At 66.9% G+C, this 18,217-nt stretch carries 18 protein-coding genes; 11 read left to right on the top strand and 7 right to left on the bottom strand.

Annotated elements, in window-relative coordinates:
* Window positions 1-28: 28 nt before the first annotated feature.
* The 3 genes from ACGHC0_RS24465 to ACGHC0_RS24475 form a co-directional block, all read right to left on the bottom strand.
* Window positions 29-253 carry a DUF350 domain-containing protein gene (locus ACGHC0_RS24465; protein ID WP_013597062.1) on the bottom strand — a complete coding sequence of 75 codons (225 nt, stop codon included), beginning with the start codon at window positions 251-253 and terminating at the stop codon, window positions 29-31.
* A 59-nt stretch (window positions 254-312) separates the two neighbouring features.
* Window positions 313-1,845, bottom strand: a complete 1,533-nt coding sequence (locus ACGHC0_RS24470; RefSeq protein ID WP_415267028.1) for a DUF4178 domain-containing protein — start codon at window positions 1,843-1,845, stop codon at window positions 313-315.
* Between the two features lie 115 nt (window positions 1,846-1,960).
* Window positions 1,961-3,007, bottom strand: coding sequence for an SPFH domain-containing protein (locus tag ACGHC0_RS24475; RefSeq protein ID WP_415267029.1), 1,047 nt, complete (start codon window positions 3,005-3,007; stop codon window positions 1,961-1,963).
* Window positions 3,008-3,221: 214 nt separating this feature from the next.
* Between ACGHC0_RS24475 and ACGHC0_RS24480 the strand changes: the two genes are divergently transcribed.
* A complete protein-coding gene (locus ACGHC0_RS24480; protein ID WP_013597065.1) occupies window positions 3,222-3,479 on the top strand; it encodes a DUF2061 domain-containing protein in 258 nt (85 codons plus the stop codon).
* 166 nt (window positions 3,480-3,645) lie between these two features.
* Here the strand turns inward: ACGHC0_RS24480 and ACGHC0_RS24485 are convergent, their stop codons facing one another.
* The gene (locus tag ACGHC0_RS24485; protein WP_368353388.1) at window positions 3,646-3,948 is read right to left on the bottom strand and encodes a flagellar basal body protein; all 303 of its coding nucleotides are present in this window, start codon (window positions 3,946-3,948) and stop codon (window positions 3,646-3,648) included.
* Between the two features lie 253 nt (window positions 3,949-4,201).
* Between ACGHC0_RS24485 and ACGHC0_RS24490 the strand changes: the two genes are divergently transcribed.
* Entirely contained in the window at window positions 4,202-5,845 is a 1,644-nt protein-coding gene (locus ACGHC0_RS24490) for a hypothetical protein (protein WP_415267030.1), read from the top strand.
* On the opposite strand, the gene ACGHC0_RS24495 is transcribed toward ACGHC0_RS24490, so the two are convergent.
* Window positions 5,822-6,841 carry a LysR family transcriptional regulator gene (locus tag ACGHC0_RS24495; RefSeq protein ID WP_415267031.1) on the bottom strand — a complete coding sequence of 340 codons (1,020 nt, stop codon included), beginning with the start codon at window positions 6,839-6,841 and terminating at the stop codon, window positions 5,822-5,824. The two genes, ACGHC0_RS24490 and ACGHC0_RS24495, sit on opposite strands and share 24 nt — an antisense overlap.
* A gap of 152 nt (window positions 6,842-6,993) precedes the next feature.
* Between ACGHC0_RS24495 and ACGHC0_RS24500 the strand changes: the two genes are divergently transcribed.
* From ACGHC0_RS24500 to ACGHC0_RS24510, 3 genes are read left to right on the top strand one after another with little or no spacing between them, the layout of a single operon-like run.
* Entirely contained in the window at window positions 6,994-8,361 is a 1,368-nt protein-coding gene (locus ACGHC0_RS24500) for an aspartate aminotransferase family protein (RefSeq protein WP_415267032.1), read from the top strand.
* A 5-nt stretch (window positions 8,362-8,366) separates the two neighbouring features.
* On the top strand, window positions 8,367-8,996 hold the full coding sequence (locus tag ACGHC0_RS24505; protein ID WP_415267033.1) for a DJ-1/PfpI family protein: 630 nt from the start codon (window positions 8,367-8,369) through the stop codon (window positions 8,994-8,996).
* A gap of 28 nt (window positions 8,997-9,024) precedes the next feature.
* Window positions 9,025-10,542 carry a CoA-acylating methylmalonate-semialdehyde dehydrogenase gene (locus ACGHC0_RS24510; RefSeq protein WP_415267034.1) on the top strand — a complete coding sequence of 506 codons (1,518 nt, stop codon included), beginning with the start codon at window positions 9,025-9,027 and terminating at the stop codon, window positions 10,540-10,542.
* A gap of 58 nt (window positions 10,543-10,600) precedes the next feature.
* On the opposite strand, the gene ACGHC0_RS24515 is transcribed toward ACGHC0_RS24510, so the two are convergent.
* Window positions 10,601-11,044 (bottom strand): OmpA family protein, encoded by a 444-nt coding sequence (locus ACGHC0_RS24515; protein ID WP_415267035.1) that lies wholly within the window; start codon window positions 11,042-11,044, stop codon window positions 10,601-10,603.
* A 310-nt stretch (window positions 11,045-11,354) separates the two neighbouring features.
* Here ACGHC0_RS24515 and ACGHC0_RS24520 point away from each other — a divergent pair, with 310 nt between their 5' ends.
* On the top strand, window positions 11,355-12,491 hold the full coding sequence (locus tag ACGHC0_RS24520; RefSeq protein WP_368353400.1) for a diguanylate cyclase: 1,137 nt from the start codon (window positions 11,355-11,357) through the stop codon (window positions 12,489-12,491).
* Between the two features lie 45 nt (window positions 12,492-12,536).
* Here ACGHC0_RS24520 and ACGHC0_RS24525 read toward each other — a convergent pair whose 3' ends face one another.
* Window positions 12,537-13,349 (bottom strand): FadR/GntR family transcriptional regulator, encoded by an 813-nt coding sequence (locus tag ACGHC0_RS24525; RefSeq protein WP_368353401.1) that lies wholly within the window; start codon window positions 13,347-13,349, stop codon window positions 12,537-12,539.
* A gap of 242 nt (window positions 13,350-13,591) precedes the next feature.
* On the opposite strand from ACGHC0_RS24525, the gene ACGHC0_RS24530 reads away from it, so the two are divergent.
* The 5 genes from ACGHC0_RS24530 (at window position 13,592) to ACGHC0_RS24550 (ending at window position 18,210) form a co-directional block, all read left to right on the top strand.
* Window positions 13,592-14,797 carry an ABC transporter substrate-binding protein gene (locus ACGHC0_RS24530; RefSeq protein WP_368353402.1) on the top strand — a complete coding sequence of 402 codons (1,206 nt, stop codon included), beginning with the start codon at window positions 13,592-13,594 and terminating at the stop codon, window positions 14,795-14,797.
* A gap of 74 nt (window positions 14,798-14,871) precedes the next feature.
* Window positions 14,872-15,732 carry a branched-chain amino acid ABC transporter permease gene (locus ACGHC0_RS24535; protein ID WP_368353403.1) on the top strand — a complete coding sequence of 287 codons (861 nt, stop codon included), beginning with the start codon at window positions 14,872-14,874 and terminating at the stop codon, window positions 15,730-15,732.
* Between the two features lie 8 nt (window positions 15,733-15,740).
* On the top strand, window positions 15,741-16,736 hold the full coding sequence (locus ACGHC0_RS24540; protein ID WP_368353404.1) for a branched-chain amino acid ABC transporter permease: 996 nt from the start codon (window positions 15,741-15,743) through the stop codon (window positions 16,734-16,736).
* Entirely contained in the window at window positions 16,733-17,506 is a 774-nt protein-coding gene (locus ACGHC0_RS24545; RefSeq protein WP_368353405.1) for an ABC transporter ATP-binding protein, read from the top strand. The genes ACGHC0_RS24540 and ACGHC0_RS24545 overlap by 4 nt, the downstream gene beginning before the upstream one ends.
* Window positions 17,503-18,210, top strand: coding sequence for an ABC transporter ATP-binding protein (locus tag ACGHC0_RS24550; RefSeq protein WP_415267036.1), 708 nt, complete (start codon window positions 17,503-17,505; stop codon window positions 18,208-18,210). Before ACGHC0_RS24545 ends, ACGHC0_RS24550 begins: the two co-directional genes overlap by 4 nt.
* Window positions 18,211-18,217 lie beyond the last annotated feature (7 nt).

Here is an 18,217-nt window from a genome sequence, read left to right on the forward strand (position 1 = left end):
GCGCGCAGGGCGGTGCACCACGGCGGATTCACCCCCCGTGGATCGCCGCCGCCACGATGATGCTGATGCCCAGGCACATCGCCGCCACGACCATGGCGAGGGCCTTGTTCTGCTTCTCGACGATCTCGGCCCACAGGTCGTAGGGCGTGATCTTGTCGATGACGATGAAGCTGATCCAGAACACCAGCACGCCGATCAGCGCGAACAGGATGGAGCCGAAGAAGGCGGCGGGGTGCAGCCAGTCGAATGGCATGGTGAACTCCTTCATTCAAACAACGAACCGGAAAAAAACGGGCCCGGCGATCACGGCCGTTACTTGTGCCCGCCGCCGCTGGACCAGCCCCCGAAAGAGCCGCCCGAGGAGCGGTAGCTCGACGAGGTGCAGTTCTCCCGCGCGGGATCGCAGGAGGAACTGCAGCCCCGCGAGAACAACAGCAGCAGAAGGATGAGCACGACCGCCACGATGATCACCGTGCCGCAGCCCACGCTGCCGAGGCTGCCCGCGCTCGCGAGCGGGGCGGCGTCGTCGCGCTTGAACAGGTCCTTCTGCCCTTCGAGCTTGAACGCCTGGGCCACCAGGGCGCTGTCCACCAGGCTGCCCACCGACCATGTGATCTCGCGCGGGGTCTGCTCCATCGACAGCCGGCCCCGGCCGCCCTTGCTGCTGTAGTCGCGGTTCTGGGTGGCCTGCCCCCGCTCCACGGGCCAGTAGAACTCGCCCAGCACATAGGTGGTCTCGGCGCGGTACTGGTAATCCAGCCGGTAGGGATTCTGCAGGTAGGTGGCGGTCTGCCCGTCGGCGGACAGCTTGGGCGCGCCCGTCGCGGGCCGCACCAGGCTCCAGCCATCCGAGGCGTCCACGAGGAAGGCGAACCCGCGCTGGCGGTTGTAGAGCAGGTACTCGTCCCAGCCGAAGCTTTCGTCGTCGTCCGGCTCGCGGCCCATGCGGTGCTGGAAGCCCACCACCTGCCAGACCACGCCTTCGAGCAGGCCGGTTGTGCCCAGCGGAATCAATGGCCGCACCGGCTCGTCCTGCAACGCGTGCCGCAGCTCGCCCCCGATGCCGCCCGAGATGTCGATCAGGCTCGCGCACGACGGGCAGGTCAGGCTCTTGGTGGTGTCGAACGCCACCTGCACCGGTGCGCCGCAATGCGGGCAGCTGAACTGGCGCGCCTTCTCGTCTTTCGCCGACTCCTCCCGCAGGCCCTGCATGCGCAGGTCCTCCAGCCGCACGGCGCGACCGCGCTCCACCCGCGGGGGCGCCTGCGAATAGTCGATGGACAGCACCTCGCCCTGCTCGCTGCGCAGTTCCACCACCGAGAAAGGCTGGCCCAGCGGCGGCAGCTTGGGCAACTCGCCCTGCGCGGACACGAGATGCGCCTGCACGTTCGCCGCCACGCTGTAGGGCACGCCGTTGATCGCCGTGGTGGCGCCCACGCGGAAGCGCTCCGGTGCGGGCAGCTCCCGCCCCGGCTCGATGGGCCGCGTGAACACGTAGCCCCCGTTGTCCTCGCCCAGCGTGGCCGTGGTGCCATCCTCCAGGATCGCATTCCACTCGGTCCACGTGCCCGTGTCGGCCTTGTACTGCAACCGTCCGATCAGCGTGAACGGCTGCTCCCGCCCGTCCAGTACAGCACGGCCGCTCGCCATGAGCTGCAGCGGGCTGTGGTCGTCGAACACCTCCGCCATCTTGCCCACGCGCGACAGCACCTCCCCGCTGCGCACCACGGTGCTCTGGCAGTAGGGACAGACGGCGTGCGTGGACTGCGCGCTGCGGAATTCGACCGGCGCGCCACAGCCCGGGCAGGGTGCGCGGTAGTGGCGCTGAAGTTGGGGGTCGGCCATGTGGGAATCGGTGTTGTCGGCCTCCTGCCGGCATCCGCGCCGGCAGGGAATGTGGACGCCGCAGCGGTGGGCGACCTCGCCACCCGCCGACTGCGCCGCGTCGGGACTCGCCCGCTCAGACCAGCTTCTTGAGCAGCTCCGCCTTCTTGGCGTCGAACTCTTCCTGCGTGAGGATGCCCTTGGCCTTGAGGTCGGCCAGCTTCTCCAGCGTGGCCATCACGTCCTCGGGCCGCACGCCCACGGGTACGGCGCCCGCAGCGGCCGGAGCGGGCACACCGGCGCCGCCCTGCAGGCCCTGCTGCAGGTTCTGCGCCAGCACCTGGCCGAGCGCCACGCCCGCACCCAGGCCCATCGCGTCGCCCGCGACGCCGCCCCCGTTGCCCGCGCCTTCCGCGAACTTCGGGATCGACTGCGCCGTCTGGTACTGCATGAACTTGCCCATGTCGTTGCCGACCATGCCCATGCCGATCTTCTGGTCGAGGATCTTCTGCAGCTCCTCGGGCAGCGACAGGTTCTGCACCGTCATCGCTTCCAGCTGCAGGCCGATCTTCGCGAAGGCCGGCTGCAGTTCCTTCGCGAGCGCATCGGCGAACATGATCTGGTTGGCCGCGAGGTCGAGGAACGGCAGGCCGCTCGACGCGATCGCGTTGCTGATGTTCTGCAGCACCAGCCCGCGCAGCTGGCCGTCGAGCTCGCCCACCGTGTAGGCCGCGCGCGTACCCGAGATCTCGGTGTGGAACAGCTTGGGATCGGCCACGCGGTACGCGTAATTGCCGAAGGCGCGCAGGCGCACCGCCCCGAAATCCTTGTCGCGGATGGTGATGGGCTGCGGCGTGCCCCACTTCTGGTCCACCTGCTGGCGCGTGCTGAAGAAGTACACGTCGCTCTTGAACGGGGACTCGAACAGCTTGTCCCAGTTCTTCAGGTAGGTGAGCACCGGCAGGGTCTGCGTGGTCAGCTTGTAGGTGCCGGGGCCGAACACGTCGGCCACCTTGCCCTCGTTGACGAAGACCGCCATCTGCGACTCGCGCACCACCAGCGTGCCGCCGTTCTGGATTTCCAGGTCGCGCATCGGAAAGCGCCACGCCAGCGTTCCGTCGTCGTCTTCCGTCCACTGGATGATGTCGATGAACTGCTTCTTGATGAAGTCCATGAGGGCCATGCGGTGCTCCGGCTGGGGTGAAGAGAGGAAAGGCTGGGAAAGCGGCGGCGATCCCGTCCGCGCGTGGCCGATCATAGCGGCGCCCGGCCGCGGCGCTATCGGCGGATTCGAGAGGATCAATTGGCGCACGGAGATGAGAATGCCTAGCATTCACCTATCCCCTCGAACACCGCCAGACAGACAGAGAAGCCAAGGAAAGAGAAAGAGAGCCGCCATGGACCGCATCCGCCACGCCACCCGCCAGAACCTGCCCACGCTCATGAAGACGGGCAGCTACTACCTCATCCACATCTGCGTGGCGGCCCTGGTGGCCTATGCGGTCACCGGCAACCTGATCGCCTCGCTCACGCTGAGCCTGCTGGAACCCACCGTGCAGGCCGTGGCATTCTTCTTCCATGAGAAGGCCTGGGAGCGCGCAGGCCGGCGCCGCGCCGCCGCAGCGGCATCGCAGCCCGCCGCTGCAGGCGCCTGAGCGCGACGGGCCGGAGAACCACCATGGAACATGCCTCCACACGCACCGCAGGAGCACATCACCTGCTCGCCATGCAGCCCCGGGCCCTGCCGTTCGCCCACTGGCTGGTCGAGCGCCTGGCCGGCCTCGCCACCGGGCGCTGAACCCCGCCCGACGCCGCTACAGGTCAGGCCCGGGTATCCAGCAGCGAACCGAGCATGCGGTCCTCGGTCTTGACCATTTGCAGGTTGGCCGAGAAGGCATAGGTCGCGGACATCTGGTCCACCGCGTCCGCCTCCGGCGAGGCCCCTTCCTCCGCGGCCCGGCCGACGCGCGCCTCCACTCCGCCCTGGTCCGGCACCGCAGACTGCTCCACCGTCTGGCGGCGGAAACCCTCCGTGTTCATGTTGGCCACGTTGTGCGCCGAAGTGTCCAGTTGCAGTTGCGCGGCACGCAGGCCGGAGGAAGCGATGGAGGAAATGGAGGACATGGCGGGAGGCTCCAGCAGGAGGGGGACGTCGGCGGATTATGAGCGCTTGACGTGGATTTGGCTGCCCATGTGTTGAAACCCTCCAGAGCCCAGGGCTGCGGCACGCCGAACGGAGCATGAAACTGTCGTAAGTCATCCCCTCAAGTCACGTACGCAGAATTTGCACTGGTGGTGCCGCCGCATGCACTGGAATTCATACAATGCCGCTGTAAAAATTTCAAATTGATACAGAGGAAACATGCGGCAATACTCGATGGGATTGGTTTTCTTGCTGGCAGCTTGTGGCGGCGGCGGTGGTGGCGGGGACGCAGCAAGCCCAGCAAGCCCGAATCCTGCGCCTGCGCCTGCGCCTGCGCCTGCGCCTGCGCCTGCGCCTGCGCCTGCGCCTACGCCTACGCCTACGCCTACGCCTACATATAGTTGGATCCAATTCTCGCTGGATATTCAAAATATCCGCCTTCTCCAAGGCCAATCCGAGCAACTGACCATAAAAGGCTACAGTTCCAACAATTCTCTGGCACAACCGAATGTCACACTGGTTTTATCCGACGACTTTGCCGATCCCCAGCAAATACTTTATTCCGACGATAAAGCAGCTTACGTTTTCAATCTAAAGGTGTCGGACAAGGCACCCGTCGGCACTAGAAACGGCAATATTTTGATTTGGCCTTGCCAGGGCGTGGCATACCCCTGCAAAACCATCGGCTCACCCTGGAGCATTCCTTACAGCATATCCATCACCCAAAAGTCCTTTTCCTTAAAAACTCTCTCCGTCCTGCGCGATGCTCCAGCCTGGAAGCAGGCTCGGGGGAACGCAGCACGTACCGGCTACATTCCTACCAGCGAACTTCTGAATCCAGAAGATTTCTCCTTGCGATGGGAAAAGTCGGCAGGATCTGCCGCAGTCGCCATGGATGGATACGTTTATGGAAGCGGGGTTAAGCTGCAATCCCTGAATGAGGCCGATGGATCGGTCAGATGGGAAGCCAATGCCGGGGCGCCCATCAGCAGCAAGGGAAATCTATTCGCCTATGCTACTGACAGTCAGTCATCCAAGCGGCAATTAAGGTCCATCGACGCAAACACCGGAGCGCTGCTGAAAACGTACTCAGACCCCGGTATAGACGACAAAGATGAGTGGCGGGTAGCTGGCGCCGAAGGCATGGTAGTGAGTGATGACTACATCTACATCAATGATACTTCAAAGTATTTATTCGCTGCCAGCACAGGACTTCTTCAATGGAAAAAGCTTGCGGACCCAGGACAAGAATATTACTCAAAGCCGTCCATGGATGATAAAAGGATATATACACTAGACCGCGATTACTTCCGTGCGGCATCCATTAAAGACTCTTCTGACACAATCCTCATCCCGGCAAAAATAGACAGCAACGGCAGCAAAATGAGTTCTACCGTCATAGCTGGACAAGACCAGGTGCTGGGCTCTTACTTTGGCTACAACGGGTGGTACCGCCTGACGAGTTTCTCAGTCTCGCAAAGAAAAAAGACCTGGGAACTGACTTCAGGTTTCCTGAGCGATGTGGCCGTCGCCGATGGAGTCATCTACGTTGTCAATGCTCCAAGCTATGAAAGCATCAAACCAGTACTTGAAGCCCGCAATGCCGCCACCGGTGACCTGCTGTGGTCAACAATCTTGGCCAACCGGGAAATCCCCCCTTACAACAGCTATCAAAATCCTTACAATCTTGTAGTGGTAGGAGATTGGGTTTTTGCATCCCCGCTCAACGAAAAGGCGGCATTAACGTACGCAGTCAACCGAAAGACCCACGCTATCGGTTGGCAGTATCCAGTGACCGGTAAGCTTTCTGTTTCGGACAGAGGGTTGCTCTACATCAATCAAGCTGACGGCAAACTATTTGCCTTCAATCTTCATTGAGCTTGACTGCGCATGCTCCTGGGCATGCGCCCGCACCAGGCACTCCCCGAACGCCTGCGCCGCCCGCGACGGCGCCGGCGACCTGCGCACCAGCCCCACGAACCGGCACTCGTAGCGCAGCAGCTCCGGCCGCACGGCCTGCATGCGCCCGCGGCGCTCGAAGGCCTCGGCATAGTGGTCGGGCAAAAACCCCAGGTAGCGCCCCGACAGGATGAGCGTGGCGATCGATTCCTGGTCGAATCCCGTGGCCGCGCGGGCGAAGCGGGCGCGGTGGCTCAGTTCCATGTTGGGCGAGTGGTAGCCCAGGCCGGCGAAGGGATAGTCCCGCACGGCGTCCCAGTCCAGGCCGGTGTGGTCGGCGCCGAAGAGCGGGTGGCCCGCGCCGCAGTAAAGCAGCATGGTCTCGCCGAACAGGTCGGTGTAGACCAGGCTCTGCGAACTGCGGTGCGCGGGGATGATGCCGACCTGGTAGCTGCCGTCGATCACGCCGCGTTCGATGGCGTTGATCGGGCCCACGTGCAGTTGCAGTTCCACCTCGGGCGCCTGCCGGCCGAAGGCGGCGATGGCTTCGCCGATGCGCGCTGCCGGGTTGGTGGCGGTCTTGTCGAACACCGCCACGGCCAGCTGGCCGCCCATGCGTGCATGGATGTCGTCGATGCCGTCGCGGAAGCTGCGCACCGAGGCCAGCAGGCGCAGCGTTTCCTCATAGACGCGCTGGCCCTCGGGCGTGAGCGCGAAGCCCGCCCGGCCGCGGCGGCAGAGCGTGAGGCCCAGGCGCGTCTCCAGATCCTTCATGTGGCGGCTGACGGTGCTGGTGCCGATGTTGAGCTCCAGCTCGGCCGCGGCCATTCCGCCGCATTCGGCCACGCTCTTGAACACCTGCAGCAGGCGCAGGTCCATGTCGCTGAGCTGGCCCAGCACGGCGCGCTCGCGGGTGGCGGGCCCGGGGCCCGGCAGCGAGGACGGTGGAGATGACGGGGATTTCTTTACTTGCATGAACCGGCAAGTGAACATGGATATTCGACCATTCAAGAAATTATCCATCCCCGGAAGAATCGGTGCTGATGCAGGGGCGACGGGCTGCCAGGAGAGCGCCGCCGCCACTGCCTGCACGTCTCTTTTGCCACACCTTTTCCGAAGGATCGACCATGGGCTTTTCCGTCATCGAACCCGCGCCCGGCGCGGACGCCGCCGCCCCCCGCATGGATGCCGCCTGGCTCGAAGCGCACTGGATGCCCTTCACGGGCAACCGCAACTTCAAGGCCCGCCCGCGCATGATCGTGGGCGCCCAGGGGGCCTATTACACGGATGCCGAAGGCCGCAAGATCTTCGACGGCCTGTCGGGCCTGTGGTGCTCCGGCCTGGGGCACGGCCGCAAGGAGGTGGCCGAGGCCATCGGCCGCGCCGCCGCCACGCTGGACTATTCCCCGGCGTTCCAGTTCGGCCACCCGGCCTCGTTCGCGCTGGCCAACAAGCTCAAGGAACTGACGCCCGCGGGGCTGGACTACGTGTTCTTCACCGGGTCGGGCTCCGAATCTGCCGACACGTCGCTCAAGATGGCGCGCGCCTATTGGCGCGCCAAGGGCCAGGCGAGCAAGACGCGCCTGATCGGCCGCGAGAAGGGCTACCACGGCGTGAACTTCGGGGGCATCTCGGTGGGCGGCATCGTGGGCAACCGCAAGACCTTCGGCCAGGGCGTGGAGGCGGACCACATCCCGCACACGCAGCCGCCCGCGGGCACCTTCCAGCGCGGCATGGCCGAGGACGGCGGCCGCGCGCTGGCCGACCGGCTGCTGGACGTGATCGCCCTGCACGACGCCTCCAACATCGCCGCGGTGATCGTCGAGCCGTTCTCGGGCTCGGCCGGCGTGGTGATCCCGCCCAAGGGCTATCTGGAGCGCATCCGCGAGATCTGCACGCAGAACAACATCCTGCTGATTTTCGACGAGGTCATCACGGGCTTCGGCCGCTGCGGCGCGTGGACGGGGGCCGAGGCCTTCGGCGTGACGCCCGACATCCTGAACTTCGCCAAGCAGGTGACCAACGGCGCGCAGCCGCTGGGCGGCGTGATGGCCACCAAGGAGATCTACGACACCTTCATCGCGCAGGGCGGCCCCGAGTACATGCTCGAATTCCCGCACGGCTACACCTACTCCGCCCACCCCGTCGCATGCGCAGCGGGCAATGCGGTGCTCGATATCCTGCAGAAGGAAGACATGCCCGGCCGCGTGCAGGGGCTGGCGCCGTATTTCGAGAACGCGGTACACGGGCTGAAGGGCGCGAAGCACGTGGCGGACATCCGCAACTACGGCCTGGCCGCAGGCATCACCATCGCGGCCTTGCCGGGGGAGCCCGCGAAGCGCCCCTACGAGATCGCGATGAAGTGCTGGGACAAGGGCTTCTATGTGCGCTACGGCGGCGACACCATCCAGCTCGCGCCGCCCTTCATCAGCACCGAGACGGAAATCGACCGCCTGGTCAGCGCGCTGGGCGACGCCCTGCACGAAGTGGCCTGACACCCATGCGCATCGCCATCCTGACCTTCGATGCCTTCAACGACCTGGATTCGCTGGTCGCGTTCGGCATGCTCAACCGCATCGCGCTGCGGGGGGATGCCGATTGGCAGGTGCGCATCGCCAGCCCGTCGCGCAGGGTGACCTCCATGAACGGGCTGACAATCGATGCCCACGAAGGCCTGGACACGCTGGCCGGGGCCGACGCGGTGCTGGTGGGCAGCGGCATGAAGACGCGCGACGTCGCCGCCGACCCGGCCGTCATGGAGCAGTTGCGCGTGCTGGACCCTGCCCGCCAGTTGCTGGCCGCGCAATGCTCCGGCACCTTCCTGCTCGGCCGCCTGGGGCTGCTCGGCGGCGTGCCGGCCTGCACCGACCTCACCAGCCGGCCCTGGGTGGAAGCCTCGGGCGTGCAGGTGGTGCAGCAGCCGTTCGTGGCGCGCGGCAACGTCGCCACGGCGGGCGGCTGCCTCGCCTCGCAGTACCTGGTGGCCTGGCTGCTGTGCCGGCTCAAGGGGCTGGAAGCCGCCCGCGAGGTGTTGCACTACTTCGCCCCCGTGGGCGAAAAACAGGAGTACGTGGAGCGCGCCCTGGGCCACGTGATCCCCCATCTGGAACCCCAGGCCGCCATGGCCTGACCCCGCTTTTTCCACCGACAAGAACGCCATGCAACACGACAAATCCGTGACCTCCACCGTCGGCCACCTGATCGACGGCCAGATCGTCGCCGACACCGCCCGCACCCAGCCGGTGTTCGATCCCGCCACCGGCCAATCCACCACCAGTGTGGCGCTGGCCGACCAGGCCACCGTCGAGGCGGCCATCGCCTCGGCCGAGAAGGCTTTCCCCGCCTGGCGCAACACGCCGCCGCTCAAGCGCGCGCGCGTGATGTCCAGGCTGAAGGTGCTGCTCGAAGAGAATGCCGACAAAATCGCCGCCCTCATCACCGCCGAACACGGCAAGGTGCTCGCCGATGCGCATGGCGAGCTGCAGCGCGGCATCGAGAACGTGGAATACGCGAGCTACGCGCCCGAGTTGCTCAAGGGCGAGCACAGCCGCAACGTGGGCCCGAACATCGATTCGTGGTCCGAATTCCAGGCGCTGGGCGTCACCGCCGGCATCACGCCCTTCAACTTCCCGGCCATGGTGCCGCTGTGGATGTGGCCCATGGCCGTGGCCTGCGGCAACACCTTCGTGCTCAAGCCCTCCGAGCGCGACCCCAGCAGCGCGCTGCTGATCGCCCAGCTGGCGCTGGAAGCGGGCCTGCCGCCCGGCGTGCTGAACGTGGTGAACGGCGACAAGACGGCGGTGGATACGCTGCTGCGCGATCCGCGCGTGAAGGCCGTGAGCTTCGTCGGTTCCACGCCGATCGCCGAATACATCTACGCGGAAGGCTGCAAACACGGCAAGCGCGTACAGGCCCTGGGCGGCGCGAAGAACCACGCCGTGCTGATGCCCGATGCCGACATCGGCAACGCCGTGAGCGCGCTGATGGGCGCGGCCTACGGCAGCTGCGGCGAGCGCTGCATGGCCATCCCGCTGGTGGTGGCCGTGGGCGACGATACGGCCGATGCAGTGATCGCCGGCCTGAAGGCCGAGATCGCAAAGATGAAGGTCGGCCCCGGCACCGACAACGGCAACGACATGGGCCCGCTGGTGACGAAGCAGCACTTCGAGAAAGTGAAGGCCTATGTGGACAGCGGCGTCGCCGAAGGCGCCACCCTGGTGGTGGACGGCCGCACTGTGAAGGTGGCCGGCCACGAGGAAGGCTACTTCCTGGGCGCCTGCCTGTTCGATCATGTGAAGCCCGGCATGAAGATCTACCAGGAGGAGATCTTCGGTCCCGTGCTCGGCGTGGTGCGCGTGAAGAACCTGCAGGAAGCGATGCAGCTCATCGACGCCCACGAGTACGGCAACGGCACCTGCATCTTCACGCGCGACGGCGAGGCGGCCCGCTACTTCACCGACCACATCCAGGTCGGCATGGTGGGCGTGAACGTGCCCCTGCCCGTGCCGGTGGCCTACCACTCGTTCGGCGGCTGGAAGCGCAGCCTGTTCGGCGACCTGCACGCCTACGGCCCGGATGCCGTGCGCTTCTACACCAAGCGCAAGACCATCACCCAGCGCTGGCCCTCGGCCGGCGTGCGCGAAGGCGCGGTGTTCAGCTTCCCCAGCAGCCGCTGAAAGCGCGGCGGCCCGTGGCGCACGATGTCGCCACGGGCCGCCACGACCGGGATGCGAATCAGCGCGGGAGCACGGTCACCGCATTACGGGCCTGGTCGGTGCTGAACATCACGCGCAGGTTCTGCGCCGGCACGCCGCGCGACACCAGCTCCTTGCGCACGGCCAGCGCGCGGGCCAGGGCGATCTGGCGCGCGTTCTTGGTGACCTTGCGGTCGGCATAGCCCTTGATCTCCCAGCGCTGGCCAGCGGCGGCCTTGTCCGCGGTCAGGGCATCGAGCAGCTCCGCGGTATTGGCAGGCAGTTCGGTCTCCAGGCCGGAGAACTCCGCGACCGTGCCGTCCTCCGGAATGCGCACCGGGGCGGGTGCGGGGGCCGGAGCGGGAGCCGGCTCGGGTGCGGGGGCAGCGGCCGGCGGCGGGGCCTCGGCGGGGGTGCCGGGTGCCTGGCCGGACGCACCGGCGGCGCATCCGCCGAGCACCGCGGCGCAGCAGAGAAGGCTCAAGAGGGCACTGTAGGAACGCATGGAACGCATCGTTTCACCTGTTTTCATGGCTGGATGGGAAAGGGGCACGGCACACCGGCGCCAGGTACTCCCTCCCGGAGCGCCCGGCGCCACGGGATGCCGTGGCAGGCGGATTGTCACTCCATTGCGGGGCCATGCGGCCACCGGCCCGCCCGGAAAGGCCAGGAAAGCGGCAGGAAGACAACACTGCAGCTTTCCGGAAAACTGCCGATAAGGGAAGGATCCACTGTCGAGCAATCCTTCCACGCCTCCTCCACTGCGGGCTTGCCGGGACGTCGTACCGCCTCCGATGCCTTCTTTTCCGAACCCGCCAGCGCCCTCGCCCGCACCCACCGTCCACTGGCTGGTGCGGATGAACCACCGCAACCGCACCTTCTTCTACGCGCTGCTGTTCCTGGCGCTGGGGTCGCATTTCCGGCACACGGGAGCCGGTCCGGCCGCCTGGGCCGTGCTGGCCGTGCAGTTCCTCGCCTATCCGCACCTGGCCTACTGGACAGCCCGCCGCTCGCCGCACCAGGCGAAGGCCGAGTTGCACAACATGCTGGTGGACAACCTCTTCGGCGGGCTCTGGGCGGGCCTGCTGGGCCTGCCGGTCTGGATCACTTTCACGCTGTTCATCGGCAACTGCATCAACGTCGTCGCGTTCCACGGCTATCCCGGGCTGCTGCGGCTCGTGGCCGCCATGGGCGTCGGGCTCCTGGTCGGGCTTGCCCTGTACGGGGACCAGCCCCTGCACCCGGAGATCGACATGGCCACGTCGCTGCTGTGCATCCTGGCACTCACGCTGTTCCTGACGGTGTTCGCCCACACCAGCTACCGGCGGGCAGTGAAGCAGCAGCAGAGCAACGCCCGGCTGCGCGCGCAGTTCGAGGAGATCCGCGCACTGCAGGACCAGTTGCAGGAGCAGGCCATGCGTGACCCGCTCACCGGGCTGTACAACCGGCGCCACCTCGACGCCATCCTCGCGGCCCGGATCGCGCAGTGCGGCGCCCGGGGCCTGCCGCTGTCGCTGCTGATGATCGACATCGACCACTTCAAGCACGTCAACGACACCCACGGCCACGCCGCGGGCGACGCCATGCTGCAGGCCCTGGCGCAACTGATGCAGCGCCACGTGCGCGTGCAGGACATGGCTTGCCGGCACGGCGGCGAGGAATTCGTGCTGCTGCTGCCGGAGACGCCGCCCGCGGTCGCCCGGGAGCGCGCCGAGGCACTGCGCCAGGCCTTCGAGGCCCTGCAGGTGCGCCACGGCCCCGATGCGCTGTCCACCACCCTGTCGTGCGGCGTCGCCGCATTTCCACAGCATGCGGACGCGCCGCGTGCGCTCATGGCCTGCGCGGACGAAGCCCTCTACGCTGCCAAAGTGCAGGGGCGCAACCGCGTGGCGGTGCACGACCCGGCCAGCGGAAGGCCGGTGCCCGCCTGAGCACGCGGGGAGGCGGCGCCGGCCCGCCTGCCGGCCTGCGGTGCGCTATGCCTTCTTGCGCAGGTGGACCGACCGGGGGCCGCGCAGCGTCTCGGCGTCCAGGATCAGGCGGCCCTGGATGCGGCCCTTCATGCGCTGGACGCTGCTGGCCGCGTCCAGCATGTGCCGCGCCATCAATTCGCGCACCAGGGCGGCGTCGCGCGCCCGTGCCGCCTGCACGATCTCGCGGTGAAACCGCGCATTGGTCTCGCCGAAGCGGCGGTGCTCCGACTTCGGAGTGCGGTTGCCATAGACGATGAGCTGGCGCAGCATCTCGTTGATCAGCTCGCAGGTGAAGCGCAGGAAGGGGTTCGGGTTGGCCGCGGCCAGGATGTCGTGGAAGTTCACGTCCTCGCGGCGCTGGGCGAGCAGGTCCTCGCTGCTGGAGTGGGGGTCGCAGCAGGCGATGCTGTGCTCCAGCGCCTCGAAGTCGGCCTCCGTCAGGTGCGGCACGGCGCCAGCGGCCAGTTCGGGCTCCAGGAACTGGCGCACGGCGTAGATATTGTCGATGGTGACGTCCTGGAAGAACAGGTAGTTCTGCATGAACTGCAGCGTGCGGTCCAGCGACACCTCGGCAATGGTGCCGCCGCCCGATGGGCCGGTGGAGATGGTCACCAGGCCCTGCACTTCGAGCGACTTCAGCGCCTCGCGGATGGTGCCCTTGCTCACCTCGAACTGCGCCTGCAGTTCGCTCTCGCGCGGCAGGCGGTCGCCAGGGCTCAGGTTCTTCTCGGTGATGAGCCGCTTGATCTCCTGCGCGACGAGGTCGGAGCGCTTGAGGGGCTTGATCGGCTTGCCGGCGGGCGGTTTCGTGGCCATGGTGCGTTGCGGGTTGAGACGGGTGGAGCGTGGCGCGGTGCAGGACATCCGCCCGTCCGCTCCATGGTGCAGTGTATGCACCATGCGCGTGCAGCGGGGCGGCGGGCAGGGTTTACCTGCAAGGCATTTGTTCTATTTATCACTATAAATAGGAAAAACACATGGCACGCCACGTGCTTTGCAGAAAACCGTGCCCAGGCCGCCAGGCCAGCCGGCCCCACCCCCCACAGGAGCTTTTTCCCATGCAACGTCGTCACCTCTTGCAACTCTCGGCACTGGGCGCGCTGCCCGCATCGCTGGGCCTCGCGCGCGAAGCCTGGGCGCAGTCCACGGGCGCGATCCAGTTCGGCTGCCCCGTGCCCATGTCGGGGGCCTTCGCCGCGAACGGCAAGTTCGCGGACCTGGGCATGAAGCTGGCCATCGAGCAGTACGGCAAGGCCCTGGGCCGCCCGCTGGCCTACACCGTGCTCGATACCGAAGGCAAGCCCGCCACCGCCGTGCGCAAGGTGCAGGAGGCATCGCAGCAGCAGGGCACGCGCTTCTTCGCGGGCGGCATCCTGTCGTCCGAATCGCTGGCCATGGGCAAGGAGGCCGAGAAGGCAGGGGGCATCTTCATCACCACCGCGGGCGCCGACGAGATCACCGGCAAGGATTGCAACGCCGCCACATTCCGCTGGTCGGTGCCCACCTTCGGCGCGATCGAGCAGACCGTGCGCCCGCTGGCCGATGCGCTGCCGAAGGCCAAGCGCTGGTACACCATCACGCCGCAGTATGTGTTCGGCGACGGCCTGCTGTCGGCCGCCAAGAATGTCTTCAAGGAAAAGGGCCTGGAGCACGTGGGCAACAGCTACCACTCGCTCACCGAGAAGGAATTCAGCGGCTACCTCACCAACGCGATGGCCGCCAAGCCCGACGTGCTGCTGCTGCTGAACTTCGGCTCGCAGTCGTCGGACGCGCTGCGCCAGGCGGTGAGCTTCGGCATGCACAAGAACATGACCATCCTGATCGCCTGGGCCTCGGGACTGGAGCAGTTCGAGTCGCTGGGCGCGGACCTGTGCGACGGCATCTACTTCGGCGCGCAGTACTGGCACACCGTGAACGCCCCGCTGAACCTGGAGCTGGTCAAGCGCTGCCAGGACAAGTTCAAGGCCAACCCCAATTACAGCCTGGCGGGCTCGTACATCTGCACCAAGCTGCTGATCGACGGCATCCTCAAGGCCGGCACCGTGGACCAGAAGGCGGTGGTCGCCGCGCTGGAGGGCATGAAATACGCGGGCCTCACGGGCGAGGAAGAAGTCCGCAAAGGCGACCACCAGGTGCTCAAGAACTACTACCTGCTCAAGGGCAAGCCCAAGGCGAAGATGGCCAACAAGGACGACTACGTGGACGTGGTGAGTTCCGGCAAGTCGTTCCTGCCGGTGGACCAGACCGGCTGCAAGCTCGGCTGATCCGCCGCCGCCTTCGCCCCCTCCTGCCCCGCACCTGGTGCCGGGGCCCTCTCTTCCTGCGTCCTGCCCCACTCATGAGCATCTACCTGCTACAGGTCATCAACGGGATCGGCATCGGCATGCTGTATTTCCTGCTGGCGGTCGGCCTGTCCATCGTGTTCGGCCTGCTGCGCTTCGTGAACTTCGCGCACGGCGCGTTCTATCTGCTGGGTGCCTATTTCTGCTACCAGATGGCGCGCTGGGGCATGAGCTTCTGGCTGGCCCTGGCGGTGGTGCCGCTGCTGGTGGGCGCCCTGGGCTGGCTCACCGAAAAGCTCGTGCTGCGCCACGTGTACGCCAAGCCGCACGAGTTCCACATCCTCGTCACCGTGGGCCTGGCGCTCGCCGTCCAGGAGCTGGTGATCCTGCAGTGGGGGCCGCTGGGCGACAGCGTGGCCGTGCCCGATCTGCTGCAGGGCGTGGTCATGTGGGGCAGCTTCGTCTATCCGAAGTACCGGCTCTTCGTGATCGGCTTCACCGCCGTGCTGGCCGTGGGCCTGTGGTGGGTGCTCGAAGGCACGCGCCTGGGCAGCGCGGTGCGCGCCGGCAGCGAATCGACCGAGATGGTGTCGCTGCTGGGCATCAACGTGTTCCGCATCTTCAGCCTGGTGTTCGCGCTCGGAGCGGCCACCGCCGCCATCGCGGGCGTGCTGGCGGCGCCCATCCGCGGCGCCGAGCCCTTCATGGGCATCGAGGCGCTGGGCGTGGCCTTCGTGGTCGTGGTGGTGGGCGGCATGGGCAGCTTCGGCGGCGCGCTGGTCGGCGGCCTCTTGATCGGCATCGTGCAGAGCGTGATGAGCACCGTGTGGCCCGAGGGCGCGCGCCTGATGATCTACGTCGCCATGGCCGCCGTGCTGCTGCTGCGCCCGCATGGCCTGCTGGGCCGCAAAGGATGAACACCGCCATGACGATCTTGCGCAAACATTTCCACCTGCTGCTGGCGCTGGCGTTCGTGCTGGCGATGCCACTCACCATGCAGTCCGGCTCTCTCGCCAGCGAGGTGCTGATCTACGGCCTCGCGGCCATGGGCTGCAACCTGCTGCTGGGGCACACGGGGCTGCTGTCATTCGGCCAGGGCATCTTCTTCGGGCTGGGCAGCTACACCATCGCCCTCACGCTCACGCGCTGGCCCCTGCCCATGCCGCTGGCCCTGGCGCTCGCCGTGGTGGCGGGCGCGGTGGGCGCGGCGCTGGTGGGCTGGGTCGCCATCCGGCAGCGCGGCACCTACTTCGTGATGCTGACGCTCGCCTTCGCGCAGATGTTCTACTTCCTCGCCTACTCGATGCCCGGCCTCACGGGCGGTGACAACGGCCTCATGGACATCCCGCGCCCGTCGCTGGCCGTGGGCGGGTTCACGCTGTGGCCGCTCGCCTCACCCTGGCAGTACTACGGCTTCGTGGCGGTGGTGTTCCTGGTGGCCTTCTGGCTGCTGCAGAAGGTGTCGGCCTCGGTCTTCGGCCGCACCCTGCTGGCGGTGCGCGACAACGAGGAGCGCGCGGGCGCCATCGGCTACGACCTCAAGCTGCTGAAGCTGCAGGCGTTCGTGATCTCGGGTGCCGTCACGGGCCTCGCCGGCGCGCTGCACGCCATGATGACCGGCATCGCTCCCCTGGCGAGCGCCGAATACCACACGAGCGAGATGATCCTCGTGATGACCGTGATCGGCGGCACCGGCAACCTGCTGGCCTCGCTGCTGGGATCGGCCTTCTACCTGATCGTGGGCGACTGGCTCTCCACCCTGTGGCCGCGCTGGCTGCTGCTGCTGGGCGTGGTGCTGATGGTCGTCAGCTTAGGGATGCAGCGCGGCCTCTGGGGCCTGTTCGAATCGGCCTGGGCCCGCCTGCGCGGCGCGAAGGACCACGCGGACGGCACCCCTGCCGGCACGGGAGACAAGGCATGAGCACGGCACCCATCCTGCTGGAAGCCATCGGCGTCGAGAAGCGCTACGACAAGTTCGCCGCGCTCTCGGGCGTGGATCTGAAGGTGCGCGCAAACACCGTGCACTCGGTGATCGGCCCCAACGGCGCGGGCAAGACCACGCTGTTCCACATGCTCACCGGCACCAAGGCGGTGAGCGGCGGGCGCATCGTGTTCGACGGGCACGACGTGACGCGCGAGCCGGACCACCGCCGCGTGCAGCGCGGCATGGCGCGCTCGTTCCAGGTGACCAGCCTGTTCCTCACGCTGCCGGTGCGCGAGAACCTGCGGCTGGCCGCGCAGGGCACGGCGCCCGCGCAGGCCCTCAACTGCTGGAGCGCACCCGTCGGCCCCCGCTCCCGCGCCGACGTGGTGGACCGCGTGCTGGCGCGGCTGGGGCTGGAGCGCCACGCCGACACGCCCGTGGGCAGCCTCTCGCACGGCCAGCAGCGCCGGCTCGAGGTGGGCATGGCGCTGGCCGCGGGCCCGAAAGCCATCTTCCTCGACGAGCCCACATCGGGCATGGGCATCGACGACCTGGACGACATGAAGCGGCTGATCCAGGGCCTCAAGGACGAGCACACGGTGGTCCTCATCGAGCACAACATGAACATCGTGATGGACATTTCCGACACCGTCACCGTCATGCAGCAGGGCCGCGTGCTGGCCGAGGGTCACCCACACGCGATCCGCAGCGACGAACGGGTGCGCAGCGCCTACCTGGGCAACATGATCACCGGAGGGAAGGCATGACAAGCATCCTGCAGATCGAGGGGCTGCACGCCCACTACGGCAAAAGCCACGTGCTGCAGGGCATCGACCTGCACGTGGACGATGGAGAGCTGGTCACGCTGCTCGGCCGCAACGGCGCGGGCAAGACCACCACGCTCAAGAGCATCTGCGGCGTGGTGCCGCCCACGGCGGGGCGCGTGCGCTTCCAGGGCGAGGACGTGCAGGGCCTGCCCCCGCACCGCATCGCGCAGCGCGGTGTCTGCCTGGTGCCAGAGCACCGAGGCATCTTCCGGCTGCTGACGGTGGAAGAGAACCTGCTGCTGGGCCAGCGCAAGCAGTCGCCCTGGCAGCTGGCCGACATCTACCGCATCTTCCCGCGCCTGAAGGAGCGCCGTACCAACGGCGGCGGGCAGCTCTCAGGTGGGGAGCAGCAGATGCTGGCCATCGGCCGCGCGCTGATGAACGCGCCGCGCCTGCTCATGCTCGACGAGCCCGTGGAAGGCCTCGCGCCGGTGATCGTCGAGGAGATCGTGGCCCAGCTGCAGACCATCAAGGCCGCGGGCGTGGCCATCCTGCTCGTGGAGCAGAACCTGGAGGTCTGCACCCAGCTGGCCGACCGCCACTACATCATCGAGCAGGGCGCCATCGTGCACGAGGCCCGCAACGACGCCTTCCTGGCCGACGAGGCCACGAAGGACCGCTACCTAGGCGTAGGCCTGGCCTGACCCCCGA

It is taken from the genome of Acidovorax sacchari, from assembly GCF_042847045.1.
GTDB lineage: Bacteria > Pseudomonadota > Gammaproteobacteria > Burkholderiales > Burkholderiaceae_C > Paracidovorax > Paracidovorax sacchari.